Source organism: Flavobacterium sp. ENC (assembly GCF_020991415.1).
Lineage (GTDB): Bacteria > Bacteroidota > Bacteroidia > Flavobacteriales > Flavobacteriaceae > Flavobacterium.
In genome coordinates, this window is the sequence record NZ_JAJMOY010000003.1 from 609454 (window position 1) to 628782 (window position 19329).

The following is a 19329-nucleotide window of genomic DNA, read 5'->3' on the forward strand; positions in this document are numbered from 1 at the left end:
TTCGATTAAAAAAAACCGCATTACACGATGTTGACTACAAAATATAAAAAAATAGTTCACTCTTTTTTAAATGGAAAATTTTCAAAAAGCCTTATTTTTTTGTGGTAAAAAAGGTATCCTCTCCAAGATGGACAGATTCTATTTTTAGGATAAAAAGGTAATAATGCAAAAAGTTTACATTTCATTTTTTTGGGAGACTTCACCACTATCTATGAAAAGAAACTGCAAAATATGTCTATGAATTTGATTAATAAGTCCATCTTAAAATGATACATTCTGTATAATTTTATTTTCAATTCAATGTCCTTTTAAACAAGCTTGAATTTCATGAATAAAGTAGTTAGTTATAAGTAAAAGATTTCTTGTTTGTTTTGTTTGTAGGGAGATTAATAAAAAAATTAATCTCCCTTGTTTTTTGTTTAGACTAAAAAAGTATGATAATTAAATAAATGTGTAACGATATGGAAAGAGAGAATTTGAAAATTAAAAAAGGTAACCCTTCAAAAGCAGTAACCTTTTTTTTTGTGTTGTTATTTTTAGTAGTAGTCAAAGGCTATTGTCAAAATGGAGAAAACACAAAAAGTTCGATGGCCGTGTTAGAAAGACTGATTGGCGATCGTGCGAAAGATTTCGATTTATATCTTGTGGAAAGTAATGGTCAAATTGGTTCGGATTCCTTTGAAGTGGAAACAGCTGGAAACAGGATAAAAATTAAAGGAACATCTAATACGTCAATTTGTTATGGGGCTTATATTTTTCTGAGAGATATAGGGGCCGTTTTAGTAAGTTGGGAAGGAAACAGAATTAATCTTCCTAAAGTCTGGCCTGAATATTCGAAAAAAGTATCCACGCCATTTCAATACAGGGAATATCTAAATGCCTGTACATTTGGTTATACCACACCCTGGTGGGATTGGAAACGTTGGGAAAAGGAAATAGACTGGATGGCTTTTCACGGTATTAATCTGCCTACAGCTATGGAAGGTCAGGAAACCGTCTGGCAGTTGTTATGGAAAGAATACGGATTGACCGAAACGCAATTAGAAGCCCATTTTGCAGGGCCTGCCTTTTTACCATGGCAGCGTATGGGAAATATTAACAGTCTTGAAGGGCCGCTGCCGCAGGAATGGTTCAGTAAAAAGGAAGAGCTTCAAAAGAAAATCTTAAACCGGATGAGAGCATTAGACATGCATCCTGTTGTACCTGCTTTTAGTGGTTATGTTCCTAAAGCTTTTGCAGAAAAACATCCGGAAGCCAAAATAACCGAACTAAAATCCTGGTCGGGAGGTGGTTTTGCAAGTACGTTTCTATTAGATTCAAAAGATCCCTTGTTTAAACAAATAGGAAAACGCTTTATTGAAATTTATACTAAAATGTACGGGAAGTCCAATTTCTATCTGGCAGATTCTTTTAATGAAATTGAACCTCCGGTTTCTGAGCATACTAAATATGAAGAACTTTCAAATTACGGAAGCGGAATTTATGAAACTATTAATGAAGCAGCTCCGGGTGCAGTATGGGTGATGCAGGGATGGCTTTTTGGAGACAATAAAGAATTCTGGACAAAAGAAGCTACCAGGGCATTTCTAAGTAAAGTGCCAAATGATCGATTGATGATACAGGATTACGCAAATGACAGATATAAAGTATGGGAAAATCAGGAAGCCTTTTATGGAAAACAATGGACGTACGGTTATGTGCACAATTATGGCGGATCAAATCCTGTCTATGGAGACCTGAATTTCTATAAAAACGAATTGACGGGTTTATTGAAAAATCCAAATAAAGGGAATGTGGTTGGTTATGGGGCAATGCCGGAAGGTTTAAATACGAATTCAATTGTTTATGAATATATTTATGATCTTCCGTGGAATCAGGGAAATGAACCTGTAAAGGAATGGCTAACCAAATATTTAAATGCCAGATACGAACAAAAAACTTCTGCAACTGTTTTTAAGGCGTGGGAATTGTTGCTGGAATCCGTTTACAGTACTAAATACTGGGAACCCCGTTGGTGGAATGATAGGGCTGGAGCGTATTTGTTGTTTAAACGTCCTACGGCGACAGTTACGGACTTTAAAGGACATCCCGGAGATAAGAAAAAACTAAAAGAAGCTTTAGACATTTTAGTCAAAGAAGCGAAAAAATACAATAAAAAGAATCTTATTCATTACGATTTAACCGATGCTTCAAGACATTACTATTCACTTTGTATGGATGAGGATTTAATTGAATGTGTAAAAGCATATCAGCAAAAAGATATAGCAAAAGGTGATCAGCTATTTAAAAAAATAGAAAAACAAGCTTTAGAGGTAGACAATATGATCGCTAAGCAGCCTTTAAACAGTCTGGATTACTGGATAAAATCTGCTGCTGATTATGGAAGTTCACCCGAAGTATCTGATTTGTACGTAAAAAATGCAAAAACGCTGATTACACTCTGGGGAGGAGAAGGCCATTTGAATGATTATGCTTCCAGATCCTGGTACGGAATGTATAAAGGATTTTACTGGCCAAGATGGAAAATGTTTTTAGAAGCTCTAAAAAAATCAGTAGTGGATAACACTCCTTTTGATGAAACAAAAGAAAGAGAATTAATTAAAAATTGGGAAATCAAATGGACCGAAAATAAATAAAAAATATACCGATACAATAATTAATACGTATATAACCAAAATATAACTTAAACTTTTAACCATTACCTTAAACTATACTGAATATATGAAATGAAATCTTTACGAAATCGATTAATTAATAAGTTTTTAACTATAGATTTTTTCAAAACCAACCCTGCGAAGCCTTGCTATTATTGACTTTAAAGGAATTATCCATGTTTATGAATAACCTGTCCATTTGTTAACATTTCTTTACCAGTAATTTCGTCAGTACTATATTAACCAATTAACCAATATCAAAATGGAAAAACTTAAACTTTTATTATTAGCCTTTTGTTTTTGCTTCTCAATTAATACCTGGGCACAAAAAACAGAAGTGTCCGGTGTAGTTTTAGATGACAAAGGCATTCCACTGCCTGCCGCAAATGTACTCGAGAAAGGTACAACGAATTCAGTAACAACAGATTTTGATGGAAAATTTAAATTTTCGGCTTCAAACAAAAATGCGACAGTAATAGTTTCTTATATGGGGTTTGAAGATTTGACTTTAAAACTAGAGGAAGCAAAAACAAATTATTCGATTAAATTGAAGCCTACTACAAACAGTTTAGAACAAGTTGTAGTAGTAGGTTATGGAAAAGGATCCCGTAAAAACCTTACTACTTCTGTAACTTCAGTAAAAGCCGAAGATTTAAACAGAGGGGCAATTAGTGATGTAGGACAGCTTTTACAGGGTAAAGTTTCCGGTTTGAACATTTCATCAAGCGGTGACCCTACAAAAACAGCTTCTGTAGTTTTGCGTGGAGCTTCTACATTAAATAGTTCACAAGGACCATTTTATGTAATAGATGGTATTCCGGGAGTTGATATCTCCGTAATTTCTCCAGATGATATTGCAACTATCGATGTTTTAAAAGATGCTGCGGCAACTGCTATTTACGGTAACCGTGGTGCAAATGGGGTTATCATGGTAACTACAAAAAAAGGAAGTAAGGGTAAAACGCAGATTGCATACAATGGTTATGTTGGTTGGGAAGAAGTTTCAAATAATCTTGACATGATGAATGCAGATCAGCTGAGAGCTTTTACAACTAAAAACAATTTGAATTTTACTCCGGAAAATGATAAAGGTGCTAAGACAAACTGGCAAAAAGAAATTTTAAGATCAGGACGTGCAGCATCAAGCAGCCATAACCTATCGATGAGCGGTGGCGGAGATCATGGAAACTATACAGCAAGTATTACTTCTCTTAATAAAGAAGGAGTAATGTTAAAAAGTGACTTTTCTCGTATTATTGCCCGTTTATCTGTTGAACAATTTGCTTTTGACGATAAGGTTAAATTTGGTTTAAACGTTACTAATTCCAGCACAAAATATCAAAATGTACCACAGAGAAATACTGCTCTTTTGCAGGCAGCAAGTTATCTCCCTGTTTCTCCGGTAAGAAATGCTGATGGAAGTTTTTTTGAAAATTTTACCAGTCCGGGATATTTTAACCCGGTAGCTTTAATTGAACATGGTACTGATGAAACTAAAACGGATAACCTTGTAGGTAACCTTACTGCAGAAGTAAAACTTCCGTTTGGATTTACTTATAATTTAAATGTTGCACACCAAAGATTAACGGCGTCTCATGGAGAATTTTATGACAGTTATTATTCACAATACAACAGTGCCAACTTTTACAACAACCCAGATCCACCTTTGACAAAAACACTGGTTAATTTTGGTGTAAATGGTTCTGCATTGAGAAATTCTTATGAAACCAGAAACAATATCATTGAAAGCTTCCTTAATTGGGATAAAACATTAGGAGAGCATAAAATAAAAGCGGTGATTGGTTACTCCTGGCAGGAAAATACATTAGGGGACGGATTTCAGGCAACAACAACTAATTTCCCTGTAAACAATGTGGGCTATAACAACCTTGCATTAAGTAATTATACTTCAGTAAATGGTTATGTAGTAAATTTTGGAGACAGTAAAGCATATCAAAAAACGCGTCTGATAGGTGAATTTGTTCGTTTGAACTACAATTACAAAGACAAATACCTTTTGCAGGGAACCATCAGAAGAGATGGAGGTTCAATGTTTGGCGTAAACAACCGCTGGGGATACTTTCCTTCTGTAGGCGGGGCATGGAGAGTAGACAAAGAGAGTTTTATGAAGAATCAGGAGATTTTCAGTGATCTAAAATTCCGTGGTAGTTATGGAGTAACAGGAAACTCATCAGGATTTAATGCTTATACGGCTCAGTTTATTTCAGGAAGTTTAGGTACTTTTTATTATAACGGACAGCAAATAGGTGCATATGGTCCTAATCAGGCGGCTAATCCTGATTTGAAATGGGAAAAAACAACTACAGCAAATATTGGAGTTGATTTCTCAATCTTAAAAGGAAAAATAACAGGTTCTGTAGATGTATACGATAAGAAAACAACAGATATGATTTTTAATTACTCTGTTAATCCGGTACTTGTGCCTGTAGGGACAATTGTGGCCAACGGTGGCGCAATGTCGAATAAAGGTATCGAACTTAGCTTAGGTGCAGCTATTATTAAATCAGCAGATTTTAGCTGGTCGACAAATCTGAATCTGGCAAGCAATACAAATAAGATTGTTAAATTAACCAATCCTTTTTTCATAGGCGGCGATTCAATCCGACGTGTACAGCCTGACGGAGGCGGACAAACAGGAAGTACTCTGCAGATTTTTAAAGAAGGAAGACCTCTTGGACAATTTTTTACTCTTAAATATGCAGGAAAAAATGCAGATGGAGTTTCACAATATTACGACAAAAACGGAAATCTGACGACTACACCTTTAAACGGAGTAGATTATCATTATGTAGGAAGCGCGCAGCCAAAACTATTATTAGGCTGGGGAAATAACTTTCAATACAAAAAATTTGATTTAAGCATTTTCTTCAGAGGAGTGTTTGGTAATAAAATTTTTAATGCTACCCGTGCTGATTTGTTTAGGCCGAGTACCGCAATGACTACAAATATTTTAGCTGATGCAGGAAACGAATCGCCAAACGACCTTAACTCTTACAAGTATTCTTCCCGTTTTATAGAGGATGGAAGTTACCTAAGATTAGACAATATGACTTTGGGGTATAATTTTGGAAAAGTAGGCAGATACATAAGCAGTGTACGTATTTATCAGACGATAAATAATCTATTTGTAATTACTAAATATTCAGGAATTGATCCGGAAGTTGAACAGGGAGGAACTGCTCCTGGTGTAGATTCAAATAACTTCTATCCAAAAACCAGAACGTATATGTTTGGTTTAAACGTGACATTCTAAAAATTAAACTCTAAAAATTATGAAAAAGATATTAAAATATATAGCACTTCCAATGCTTATGGCCGGTATACTATGGTCTTGTGAAGATCTTGATGTGCCCATTACAACACAGCTGACACCTGAGGTATTTCCTCAAAACGATGCACAATACATTCAGGTAACAGGACCTGTCTATGCAGCCTTTCGTGGCGAGTATTCATTCGCATGGTGGTGGTCGCAGTCTTTATCTACAGATGAGGCGATCTTACCTTCAAGAGGAGGAAACTGGTTTGACAACAGAAATTATATTGCAATGCATTTTCACGACTGGAATGCAGATAATGGTATCATAGGAAGTCTTTGGGACTGGTCTTCTAAAGTAATAGGATCCAGTAATCAGGCCATTTCAATTTTGAGCCAGACTATGCCGGAAGGTTCCAAGAAATCAACTTTAATCTCCGAGTTAAAAACCATGCGTGCTATTTCCTATTTTATGTTAATGGATAGTTACGGAAATGTGCCACTCGATACAGTTTACGGAGATTTTGGTTCTCGCGCCAAAACGCCAAGAAAAGAGGTCTTTGTTTTTATTGAAAAAGAATTAAAGAAAGCACTTCCTAATTTAAATCCTGCATCAGGAATTACAACTTATGGCAGACCAAACAAACAGACTGCTAATGCTTTGCTGGCAAAATTATATTTGAATGCGGAGGTCTATACGGGAACACAGCGTTATAATGAATGTATCGCAGCTTGTGATGAGGTAATTAATTCTAACCTATATGCTGTTGAACCAAGAGCGACTTATCTTCAAATGTTTTATCCTAATAACGGACCACAAATGAAGGAATTCATTTTTGCAGTTCCTTATGATCCGGCTGCAGTTACAGTTGGCTACAACGGACAAATGTATCATGCACGTTATGATGTGCCACGTTCTGAAAGAACTAAGTTTGGTCTTCCTTATACGCCAAGTGCACCAAGAAGTACCCTTCCGGAGTTCTATGCTAATTTCAATGATGTAAATGATATTCGTAACAAACAATGGCTTACAGGCCTGCAGTACATGAATGATGGCGTTACCCCGGTAATGGTTACGACAACAAAAAAAGGATATGACCAATTTTATACAGGATCCGACGGAGGTGCGGCCTATACTTATCAGGTAAATTTAACACCGGATATTATCCTTCGTCAAAGTGTAACCTTATTCGATCTTGGAAATGATGAAATTGCCTGGAACATTGGGTATCGAAATATTAAATTCTATCCGGATGCGACTTCAACAAACCGTAACCAGAATAACGACGTTCCTTTCCTGCGTTATTCAGATATTCTTTTAATGAAAGCAGAATCAATTCTTCGTGGAGGAACAGTAACTTTAGGGCAAAGTGCAGATGCATTAGTAAATATGGTTCGTTCTAATCGTACAACATCCTCAGCTTTGAGCGGCGTAACTTTAGAAGAACTTTACAAAGAAAGAAGCCGTGAATTTACCTGGGAAGCCTGGCATAGAAATGATATGATACGTTTTGGGAAATATGAAGGGCAATGGGGGTACAAAACCAATACAGATGTTTATCGTCGTGTTTTCCCGATTCCAACCAATGCTATGATTTTAAATCCAGCCCTCACTCAGAACGATGGATATTAAAAATAACTTTAATTATAAAAAGGAGAGAAATATCAAAAAGACCTCCTTTTTTAATAAAAACAGCTGATTTGTTCAGTTGTTCAGAATCATTTTAGTTTCATTTTTTGAATGAAGACAAAGCTTAATTGAATGCCGTTCAAAAATCAGTGAAAGATTAAGCTTTGTAACATTCTTTTCCATTTCTGTTTTCAGAATACACTATAATCCAATAATTCTCAGGTAAGTCTTTTGCCTTATATTTCGTTTCCGTAATAATCAGTATAAGAAATCCTGTGTAAATAATATTGCCCCAACAATCAGCAGAATAATGGACTTAAATAAAATCTATAAAACAGGACGCATTGCAATAGGTTTAACGCTTGTTTTTTTAGTGTCATGCAATGCTCAGACGGCTATTTCTTTAAAAAAGAAACAGTTATCTGATATGGTTTATCCGTTGTTGGACACCGAAAATTCAAGATGGTTTTACTTTTCATCAGCAAGCCGTCCGTTTGGGATGGTAAACTTAAGTCCCGATACAGAAATTAGCAGCGATTGGGGAGGCGGCTATAAATATACTACAGATACAATTAAAGGTTTTAGCCATGTTCATGAATGGCAGATGTCCGGTGTATCCGTAATGCCCGTAACAATAGCAGCTAAAGAGAAGCAAACTATTTTTAAAGATTTTTATTCCAAATTCAGTCATAAAAACGAAACAATTACACCGGGATATCATTCCGTAAAATTGGATAGATATCAAATAACGGCAGAATTAACCAGCACGCTTAGAGTTGGTTTTCACAAATATACTTTTCCTGTACAGGCACAAAAAGCAATTCTTTTTAATCTCAATACTATTTTGGGGCCTTGTGAAAATAAGAATGGGAAATTAGAAAAAAACAATGATTACGAACTGTCGGGATCATTAGTTTTGGGGACCAATTTCAGACGCCCAAAACCACTAACCGTATTTTTTAAAATTAAAACAAATAAACCGGTTACTTCTGTCGAAAGAGATCATGTAAGCGGTAATTATTTAGTCAATCTTGCTAAAACGACTGAAGAGTTACTGATGAAAGTCGGCATTTCGTATACTTCAATTGAAAGTGCCAATAACAATATTGAAACCGAATTAGCCCATTGGGACTTTAATAAAACAGTTGCGGATTCCAGAAAAGAATGGAGCAGTTTATTAGGAAGAATAAAAATAGAAGGCGGAACAGAAACCGATCAAAGAAGATTTTATACAGATCTCTGGCATGCGCTGCAAGGGAGAAAAATGATCAGCGATGCAAATGGAACCTATCCGGATAATACAGGAGACAAATTCAGGGTAGGACATTTACCTTTAGATGCTGACGGGAAACCCAAATTCAATCATTATAATTCAGATGCTTTTTGGGGAGCACAATGGACGATAAATAATCTTTGGGGACTGGTATATCCTGAAATTATGGAAGAATTTGTATATTCCCTAATGCAATATTATAAAGATGGCGGTATAATTCCGCGAGGGCCTGCGGGAGGAAATGATACCTACGTAATGACAGGAGCTTCGGCAACGCCTTTTATCGTAAGCGCCATTCAGAAAGGAATTGTAAAAAAAGATTTAGAAGAGATTTATATTGCGCTCAAAAAAAACCATATGCCTGGCGGTATTATGGAAAAGGCAGGATACGAACACAATACCAATATTGGCGGCGGATTAAAATATTATTTAGAAAAAGGATATGTCCCTTATCCGCTTCCGGAAGGTCATTTCGGAAGCCATGAAGACGGTGCAAGCCAGACTTTGGAATATGCCTATCAGGATTGGACTTTGGCGCAACTGGCTAAAAAACTAAATCATGAAGAAGATTACAATTATTTCATGAAAAGATCAAAGAATTACCAAAATGTATTTGACAGTAGCACAGGATGGATGCGCCCAAAAAACGTGGAAGGAAAATGGCGCGAAAATTACGATCCCTATCAGTATGAAAATGGATTTATAGAATCGAATGGAGCACAATCAACCTGGTTTGTGCCACATGATATCGAAGGTCTGGCAGTTTTAATGGGCGGAAAAGAAAAGGCTGTTGCAAAATTAAATGCACAATTTGAAACGGCTAAAAACCAAAAATATACTTCTGGTACATCACACGATGCCGAATTACATCCGGAATTTAGCAGAATCGCCGTCAATTTCGGGAATCAGCCTTCTATACAGACATCCAATATTTTTACCCTGTTAGGAAGACCAGATTTAACCCAATACTGGACCAGAAACGTAGTAAAAGAAACTTTCAGCGGATTATCTCCGGCAACGGGCTATAACGGTGACGAAGATCAGGGATTAATGGGAAGTCTCAATGTATTGCTTAAACTTGGATTATTTCAAATAAATGGCGGCACAGACAAAGATGCCGTGTATCAGATAGGAAGCCCGCTATTCAATAAAATTTCGATTGACCTAAATCCTAAATATTATTCAGGCAAAACATTTGTAATTAAGGCCCCAGGTAACAGCAGTGAAAATGTTTACATAAAAGACCTGAAATTCAACCATAAAACAGTACAAAATTTTAGTCTTTCGCATCAGGATATTACTAACGGAGGGGAACTAATTTTAGAAATGTCGAATACACCAAACCCCTAAGGTTCTGGTAGGGAAACATTTAAAAGAAAAAAATAAAGACTAAAGAAATAATACACAATGAAAATATCGACCAGGGTTATCTTCTTTTTAGGAATATCATTTCTTATTGCAGGTACAACCAATGCCCAGCAATCCGTACATCAATATGTAGACCCGATGATTGGATCAGAAGGAGTAGGAAGGGTTTTTATTGGTCCGTCGTGTCCGTACGGAATGGTAAAACCAAGTCCGGACTGTACCCCGAGTCCGAACAGCGGCTGGCTTCCTATGCCAAAAGAAGTAACAGGCTTCAGTCAGGTGCATGTAAGCGGAACAGGCGGAGGTCCTAAATACGGAAACATTCAGATTATGCCATTTTCAGGTGCTTTGGATAAAATGGATCAAACTGCATTTAGAACAGAAGAAAATGTAAAACTGGGATATTATGAAACTGTTTTCAGGGAGAATACGATTAAAACCGAAATAACTACAGGTGAAAAAGTATCTTTTTACCGTATAACTTATCCCAAAAACACCTCCAAAGAATTAAAAATTGATCCGGGATTTTTTCTGGGAGAAGAAAAGATTCCGGATGCCAGAGAAGCACAGCAGTTTGTAGGTTCGCAGATCGAAATTGTTTCAGATACAGAAGTTCGGGGCTACAGCCGAATTCGGGGCGGGTGGAACAACGGACGTGCTTACACCGTTTATTTCTGGGTCGTTTTTGATCAGCCGATTGCAAAATATGTAACCTTTAAAGACGGTACATTCTATAACAACCAAAAAGCACAGTTTGATTCCGGAAAGAAAACGGCAGCTTTGCTTTCATTCGGAAATACAGGAAAAGAAGCGCTGAATGTGAAAATCGGAATTTCTTTTTTAAGCGAATTAAAAGCGAAAAATAATATCGAAGTTGAAATTCCGCATTGGGATTTTAATGCCGTTTTATCCACTTTGGAAAAGAAATGGGACGCTTTATTAAGCCGAATCCAGCTTTCTTCAGATACATCCGAAGACTATAAAAAAATGTTTTACACCGGTTTGTACCATACCATGATTATGCCTGTTGACCGCACGGGAGAAAATCCGTTATGGACAAATGACGAACCGTATTATGATGATTTTTATACCATTTGGGATACATTTAGAACGTCAAGTCCTTTAATTACCCTCATTGACAGTAAACGTAAAGTTGAAATTATCAATGCGATGCTCAATATTTACAAGCGTGAAGGTTTTTTACCCGAAGGAAGAAGCGGCAACGACAACGGAAGAACTCAGGGCGGTTCTAACGCTGAGGTTGTTTTGGCCGATGCTTTTGTAAAAGGTTTAAAAGGAATAGATTATGAGCTGGCGCTGCAGGCAATGCTGAAAGATGCGACCGTTCCACCGGGCGGAAATGAAGAAAAAGAAGGAAGAGGCGGATTACTGGATTATTTAAAATTAGGATACGTTCCGTACGGCACCGACCGCGCAGGAAACCGAACCATTGATTATGCGTACAACGATTATAATATTGCCATCGTAGCTAAAGGATTAGGCAAAACGGATTTGTATAATCAGTACATCAGACAGGCAGACAGCTGGCAGAATTTATGGTGTTCAGATTACGAAAATAATGGTTCTACAGGATTTATCATGCCGAAAGACAAAGACGGAAAATGGCTGGATGATGTTGTTTTTGGAGAATCAAAAATCCAGAAGCCTACTTTTAAATACACTCCTGTAATTACTGAATCGCCCTGGTATGTCTGCCATTGGTGCGTGTTTTTTTACGAAGGAAATTCATGGGAATATTCATTTAGCATTCCACACGACGTTCCGGAACTCATTATCAAATCGGGAGGAGAAAAAGCTTTTGAGCAAAGACTCGATACCTTCTTTAATTCAGATTTGTATAATGTTGCCAATGAACCTTCGTTTTTAACGCCTTGTCTGTATCACTGGATTGGAAAACCCTATTTGAGCAGCAACAGAATCAGAACAATTATCAAAAATAATTTTAATACGTCAAGAGAAGGACTTCCCGGCAATGACGATTCGGGCGCAATGTCTTCGTGGCTGGCTTTTCATATGATGGGACTGTATCCGAATGCCGGACAGCCCTACTATCTGATTAATACGCCTTTGCTAAAGGAAACAACAATACAATTGGAAAACGGTAAAAAGTTTACCATTTCCACTAAAAAATGGAGTGATAAAAATACATACATAAAAACAGCTTTTTTAAATGGAAAATTGTATAACAAAGCATGGATTTTACATGATGATATTATTAATGGAGGAGAATTGATTTTAGAAATGGATTCGAAACCTTCTGCCTGGGGAACCCTAATTTTACCACCCAAAAAATAAAATGATGAGCAAGATGAAAAATATAATTTTAGTATTTCTGTTTTTATCATTTTATGGAACAGGAACAGCACAGACTTACATTCCTACACTAAAAAATAATACAGAACTGCACTATGTCTGCAAACTTCACGGACAGACCAGAACCTTGCAGCTTACTGCTGAAACGGCAGACCATAAGCTGACTTTCAAACTGGAAACAAGGGGGGTGAAAAGCAGCATAGTGATGCTTCCCGAAGCAGTGAAAAACGGTAATGCCTTAAGTTTCAATCAGGGAGAATATGCACCTGTTTTAAACTTAAAACCAACAGAAACTTTTTTTATGATTTCGCAGTCCGCTTATCAGGATTTAGTCAAAAACAATTCTTTTGTGTATAATAACACAACTTATGTGCTGGACAAAAACGAAGATAAAGAGGGCGTTTCAATTGACGGAAAATTTGTAGATGCTTTACACGTTATCGCACAAATCGATGAAACCGAAATGTGGATCGTAAAAAATCCTGAGTTTCCATTAATTTGTAAAATAAAAAAGAATCCCTTAGGGATAAATTTTACTTTAGTGAAAGTAGTGGATACTATAAATTAAAAAAAGAAATAGTTAAGGGATATCAGTACTGACAGGTTTTAAGAACCTCTCAGGTTTAGAGTATACGATCAAAATAACAAACAATGTCATTCAAAAATATCTGTGGTTCCTTGCTTCTTTTAGTGCTGGTTTCCTGTAAAACAGAACAACATTTCAAGGAGAAAAATGTACAAATCGCTTTTATCGCCGATGTTCATTTACAGGATATTTTTGCCAAATTTGAAGACAACAAGTATCAGGGAATCAAAAATCCGGTGACGGGCGAATACGCCAGCATCAGAACCATGAATTCCCAGCTGCATTCCACCAGAATTTTCAATGAAAATTATTTTGCCTTTTTAGAAGCCCTGAATGACATTGTAAAAAGAGGCATCAGGCAAGTTGTGCTTCCGGGTGATTTCAGCGACGACGGACAGCCCGTTCACGTACGCCGCCTGAGAAAAATACTCAATGAATATTCCCAAAAACACGGTCTTTCTTTTTTTGTAACTACTGGTAATCATGATGTTGTAAGACCATTTTCTCAGGATGCCGTTAAAACCGATTTTTTAGGCAAAGACGGAAAAGAGCAGATTATCAGCAGTTCTAAAAACAATTTTAATACCAGTAAAAGTGAACTGGAACCCATTATCACAGCCGATATAAAAAACTGGGGTTATAAGGAAACTATTCACGAAATGAGAGATTTTGGTTTTTTTCCAAAAAAGACTGATTTGTATTGGGAAACGCCTTTTTCTAATTACACTTACGAGCACTATAATTTTGAAGAAGCACAAAAAGAAGCTGTTTTAGAAAAAAGAACGTATGCTATTAAAAATACGAAGCTGTTTCTTCCGGATGCGAGTTATCTGGTTGAACCAATTAAAGGAATCTGGCTGTTGGCAATTGATGCGAATGCTTATGTTCCGAACGGGAAATTATCAGGAGAATCCGATAATCCGAATGATTTTTCGGGAGCCAATACAGGTTATAATAACGTTCTTATTTATAAGAGTCATTTATTAAACTGGGTTAAAAAGGTGTCCGCAGAAGCTAGGAAAAACGGAAAAATCCTGATTGCTTTTAGCCATTATCCGATGGTTGAATTTAATGACAATGCATCGCCGGAATTGAAACAGCTTTTTGGAGCCGATAAAATGCAATTGCAAAGAGTTCCTGATGAAGCAGTGGCGCAGCAATTTGCAGATGCGGGCATTCAGATTCATTTTGGCGGACATATGCATATTAACGATACGGGAGTGAGAGCTTCCGCCAAAGGGAATACTTTGTTTAATATCCAGACACCTTCGCTGGCCGCTTATCTGCCGGCTTATAAAATATTGACCATTCATTCTCATTCTGAACTTGAAGTGGAAACGGTTGTAGTGGGCAATGTGGCTGATTTCAGCAGTTTATTTCCTTTTTATGAAGAAGAATATACGCATCTTCAAAATAGTAAAAATGATGCTATTTGGAATAAAGAAATCTTAAAGGCAAAAGATTACAGAGAATTTACAAACTGGCATTTAAAGGAACTGGTTCGTTTGCGATTTTTACCGGAAGATTTTCCTGCAGAATTTTTAAAATCAATTGTAAATCTTACAGGTAAAGATTTATTAGAAATAAATAAAAACACTTCAGAAACTGATACAGATTTGAAATCAGATTTTCTGGCTCTTTCCGATTTTGAATCATGGACTGGTTTTGATATGATTTTTGATTTTTACCGCCTAAAAAACGCAGATGAACTGGCAATTTCAGAAATTGGAAATCATAGATTAAAGGAATATGATTTGGTTTGCAGGCAGTTAAAGAAATCAAATGATACAAAACTGGTTTTATGGGCTTCAATATTTTTGAAAACCATGAATGGAGAGCCTTCGGATCATTTTAAGATTGATTTGAAAAATAACAAAATTGATAATTTATCTGTTAAATAATTTTGATATTTATTAAATCAAAAAGATTAAATTGCATTTATAATTTATTTCCATGAGACAAAGATTTTTCATCCTATTCTTGTTTTTTGTCCTTTTTTATCATTCTTATTCACAGAATATAAAATTCACACACTATAATGACAATAACGGATTGTCTCATAATTCTGTGCGCCATATTGTGCAGGATAAAAAAGGGTTCATGTGGTTTGGAACATTCTCAGGATTAAATCGGTTTGACGGTTATCAATTCAAAAACTACATGGGTTCTACTCCCGGAAAGAATAAATTGTACAACGATGACATAACAGCTTTGGAACTGGATGAGGAATCAGATCATTTATGGATTGGCACCCGAAAAGGACTGACTCTTTTCAAAATGGATACCCATGTTTTTACCACTTTTTTTCATAAAAACGAAGATCCGAATAGTCTGCCTGACGATGAGGTGAGATCCGTTTATGTAGATAAATTCAAAAGAGTCTGGGTTGGTACCAAAACAAAAGGGGTGTATTTGTTCTTTTTGAAAGAAAACCGATTCGAAAAAATTAAGCTTAAAGGTTTCGATTACGTCAAAGAAATCTTTGAAGATAAAAAAGGAAATATCTGGATTGGAAGTTATGAAAAATCAGGTGTAGCAAAAATTACTATGGATGCAAAAGGAGCAATCGTACGAATTAATACTTATATGCTTTCTGTTCCGTATTCAAATATAAAAAATCCATATCTTAATTTTATTTACGAAGACGCCAAATCGGATATTTTTGTCGGCACCCGGGAAGGTTTATATAAATTGGACAAGGCCACCGATCAGTTTGTTAATTTATATATAGAAAACAAACAGGTTAGGGGTGCTTTAGGCCCGTATTTTTTATCCGTTGCCCGCGCTTCAGACGGGAAATACTGGGTGGGAACTTTAGGCGGATTACTCGTTTGCAATCAATTAGAAGACATTCAAAAAGGAAATTACAAATGGTATTATTCCATTTTATCAGATGACACCTCACTGGTCGATAATTTAATTTCAGCCCTTTATTTTGATGCTTCCGGAGTCTTATGGATTGGAACAGAGGACGGATTGGATAAGTACGATCCTTACGAAAATCAGTTTACTTTAAACAAAGATATATCACGTTCCATAGGGAATCAGGCGCCGCGTATAAGAGGTTTTGCCAAAACGTATGACGAAAAAGTGATTGTGGCAACCTATCACAACGGGCTTTTTATTTCTACTACAAAAGGCTCAACACCATTGCACAATACCGGAAAAGATATCGCCAGTATTTATTCTGATAATGGAAAGATTTTTTACTGTGGTCTTTGGGACGGTACTATTTTAGTTTACAATTACCTCACAAATTCTTCCAGAGAAATAAAGACAGGATTTGAAAAATCGCCCGTTTTTGCCTTTAGAAAGATTGGAGACGATTCGATGATAGTGGGGTCTTTTGGGGAAGGCGCAGTAATTTTGAATACCAAAACACTGCAGGTACAAACTTCGGGTAAACTTTTGCCCGACTTTCAGATTAATGCGATTGAAAAAGACGCCAAAAAAAATGTATGGTTTGCTACAGAAACAGGCGTTGTAAAATACAATATCAATTCGGGAAAAATAGAAACCTATTCCTCCCTTTTTATCAAAGAAAAAGGAGTGCCCCATGATGAAAATGTAAGTGATGTTTTGGTGGATGCAAAAGGTAAAGTATGGGCATCAACGCGTTTTGGACTCTGTTTATACAATCCGAAAAAGAACGAATTTGAACCCGTAAAGTATCTTAAGGAACTATCGGGTAAATGGATTACTGATCTCTTGTCAGATGCAAACGGAAATTTATGGCTGAATATCAATAACAACAATATTGCTTTCGTTAAATCTAATTTAAAAGATATTAGTATTTACCACGTGAACAGTGGTAACAGATTGGACGTTTTCAGTTCAAGTGGTTTTTTTTACTTTAATAATTCTAATATTTTTCTGGGAGGTAAAAATGGTATCATTTCTTTTTCACCGCCCGCAATGAAAAGAAATAAGTGGTCGCCGTTGCCTGTTATTTCCGAATTTAAAATTCAGAACGAAGAAGTATTTCCGGAAATGGAAATCAATGGGGAAATTCCGCTCTCAAAAGATCTGAATTATGGAAAGGAGATAGAACTTACTCATAAAAACCGCAATTTTTCGATTCAGTTTTCGGCTCCTTCATTTGCAAATGAAAAGCTGAATAAGTTTCAATATATGCTGGAAGGTTTTGATAAACACTGGATTACGGCTAACAGTACGTCAAGAATAGTGCAATATACCAATCTTTACCCCGGAAATTATGTCTTTAAAATAAAATCCAGTAACAGTGACGGATACTGGAGCAAAGCGGTTTCTTATAAAATAAAAATTCTGCCCCCGTTCTGGCTGACGCCGACCTCTTTTTTACTGGTTTTAGCACTTTTATTTGGTGTTTTTTATTTCATCAGAAAAGAAATAAAGAACAGAATCCGTTTAAAACAGGAACTGCTTACAGAGAAAGTAAACCGGGAGCATGATATTAAGCTGAACAATGAAAAATTACGCTTCTTCACCAATATTTCGCATGAATTAAGAACGCCGTTAACGCTTATTTTAGGTCCGGCCAAACAGTTGCTGGATGAAAGTAACAACGCAACCGATTATGAAAAAAGCAGATACAATCTGATTTATCAAAATGCCAGCAGGTTACTGAATCTGGTAAATCAGGTTTTGGATTTTAGAAAAGCACAATCAGGCGAATTAAAACTTAAAGTGACTAAAACCGATATTCTGGCTTATTCGAAAAATATTTTTGACTCCTTTAAGGAAATGGCTTATGATAAAAAGATTAAGCTCAATTTTATTTCTGAAGACGATGAAATAAACGGCTGGCTGGATAATGACAAATATGATAAGATTCTATACAATCTATTATCAAATGCCTTAAAGTTTACCAATAAAAATGGAAATGTCGATTTGTATATCCGGCTGAAAGCTACAGTGGAAGACATTCTAGTGATTGAAGTAACCGACGATGGAATTGGAATTCCGTTAAAAAGTCAGGATAAAATTTTTAAGCGATTTTATCAGGCCACAAACAGTAAAGCCAATAATACCGGATCGGGTATAGGTTTGTCGCTGGTAAAATCTTTAGTGGCAATTCATAAAGGAATAATTTCCGTAGAGAGCACACCGGGGAAAGGAAGTACATTTAGGGTGGAAATTCCTATTGATCGTGATTCTTACGAGCCTAAGGAAGTGTTTGAATATGCACTTAAAAATGACAATCTAAGTATGCTTATTCCTGAAAAAGCAGCTAAGAAAATCATTCAGAATACCGATCTTAAAGAGAAAATACTGGTGATTGAAGACAACAGTGAACTTAGAAAATATCTGGTGGACTATTTGTCCGATTATTATAAAGTTTACGATGCAGAAAATGGTGAAGAAGGTTTGAAAATCTGTCGGCAAATTAAACCCGTCTTATGCGTCGCTGATGTCATGATGCCCGTTATGGACGGACTGGAATTTTGCAGGGAACTTAAAAATGATGAATTCATCAGTCATATTCCGGTTGTAATGCTCACGGCACTTGCTGAAAATACAGATAAAGTAAAAGGATATGACATGGGAGCCGATGGCTATCTGGTAAAACCCTTTGAGCCGTTATTGCTTAAAACGGTTATTGAAAATATTATCAAATCAAGATTAGAACTCAAACAAAAATTCTCCGGCGAAGTAGAAGGGAAGATCAGCATGCTGACACATTCTCCAATTGATGAAGAGTTTATGGAAAAAGTGACTACTTTAATCAATAATAACTTAAGTGAAGTGGATCTTTCCACAGAGTTTTTATGCGATAAATTGGGCGTGAGTTCTTCAAAATTATATCGAAAAATTAAGGAACTGACCGATTTGGCTCCAAACGAATTTATTAGAACCATTCGTTTAAAAAAGTCAGCAGAATTACTCAAAAGTAAAAAGTATAATGTTTCTGAAGTAACCAATTTAGTTGGCTTTAATGACCCTTTATATTTCAGTCGATGTTTTAAAAAACAGTTTGGTTTCCCACCAAGTAAGCTGATCAATTAATTTCCTTTTTGAATATCGTAGCCAGTCTTTGTCACAGTTTTAAACCTTGATAAAGATATCCTGAAACATAAACATTGCCCGCGGTTTCAACCGTGGGAACGCAATATATATCCATAATCTAATTTCTCCTGCGATGTCCCCGTGGTTGAAACCACGGGTTATATTTGAAATGTGATTCCTCAATCTTTAATTTCAATATTCAAAACATTGCCCGCGGTTTCA

At 36.2% G+C, this 19329-nt stretch carries 8 protein-coding genes; all 8 read left to right on the forward strand.

Annotated features, from left to right (window positions below; all coding sequences use genetic code 11):
* Nucleotides 1-461: 461 nt before the first annotated feature.
* The 8 genes from LPB89_RS11395 (at nucleotide 462) to LPB89_RS11430 (ending at nucleotide 19107) form a co-directional block, all read left to right on the forward strand.
* Nucleotides 462-2636, forward strand: a complete 2175-nt coding sequence (locus LPB89_RS11395; RefSeq protein ID WP_230701918.1) for an alpha-N-acetylglucosaminidase — start codon at nucleotides 462-464, stop codon at nucleotides 2634-2636.
* Between the two features lie 280 nt (nucleotides 2637-2916).
* Nucleotides 2917-5928 carry a TonB-dependent receptor gene (locus LPB89_RS11400; RefSeq protein ID WP_230701919.1) on the forward strand — a complete coding sequence of 1004 codons (3012 nt, stop codon included), beginning with the start codon at nucleotides 2917-2919 and terminating at the stop codon, nucleotides 5926-5928.
* A gap of 19 nt (nucleotides 5929-5947) precedes the next feature.
* Nucleotides 5948-7561 (forward strand): RagB/SusD family nutrient uptake outer membrane protein, encoded by a 1614-nt coding sequence (locus tag LPB89_RS11405; protein ID WP_230701920.1) that lies wholly within the window; start codon nucleotides 5948-5950, stop codon nucleotides 7559-7561.
* A gap of 307 nt (nucleotides 7562-7868) precedes the next feature.
* The gene (locus LPB89_RS11410; protein ID WP_230701921.1) at nucleotides 7869-10181 is read left to right on the forward strand and encodes a GH92 family glycosyl hydrolase; all 2313 of its coding nucleotides are present in this window, start codon (nucleotides 7869-7871) and stop codon (nucleotides 10179-10181) included.
* A gap of 57 nt (nucleotides 10182-10238) precedes the next feature.
* A complete protein-coding gene (locus tag LPB89_RS11415) occupies nucleotides 10239-12515 on the forward strand; it encodes a GH92 family glycosyl hydrolase (RefSeq protein ID WP_230701922.1) in 2277 nt (758 codons plus the stop codon).
* Nucleotides 12516-12528: 13 nt separating this feature from the next.
* Nucleotides 12529-13101: a hypothetical protein gene (locus LPB89_RS11420; protein ID WP_230701923.1), complete on the forward strand. Its 573-nt coding sequence runs from the start codon at nucleotides 12529-12531 to the stop codon at nucleotides 13099-13101.
* 83 nt (nucleotides 13102-13184) lie between these two features.
* Nucleotides 13185-15020, forward strand: coding sequence for a metallophosphoesterase (locus LPB89_RS11425; protein WP_230701924.1), 1836 nt, complete (start codon nucleotides 13185-13187; stop codon nucleotides 15018-15020).
* Between the two features lie 52 nt (nucleotides 15021-15072).
* A complete protein-coding gene (locus LPB89_RS11430; protein WP_230701925.1) occupies nucleotides 15073-19107 on the forward strand; it encodes a two-component regulator propeller domain-containing protein in 4035 nt (1344 codons plus the stop codon).
* The last annotated feature ends 222 nt before the right edge of the window (nucleotides 19108-19329 follow it).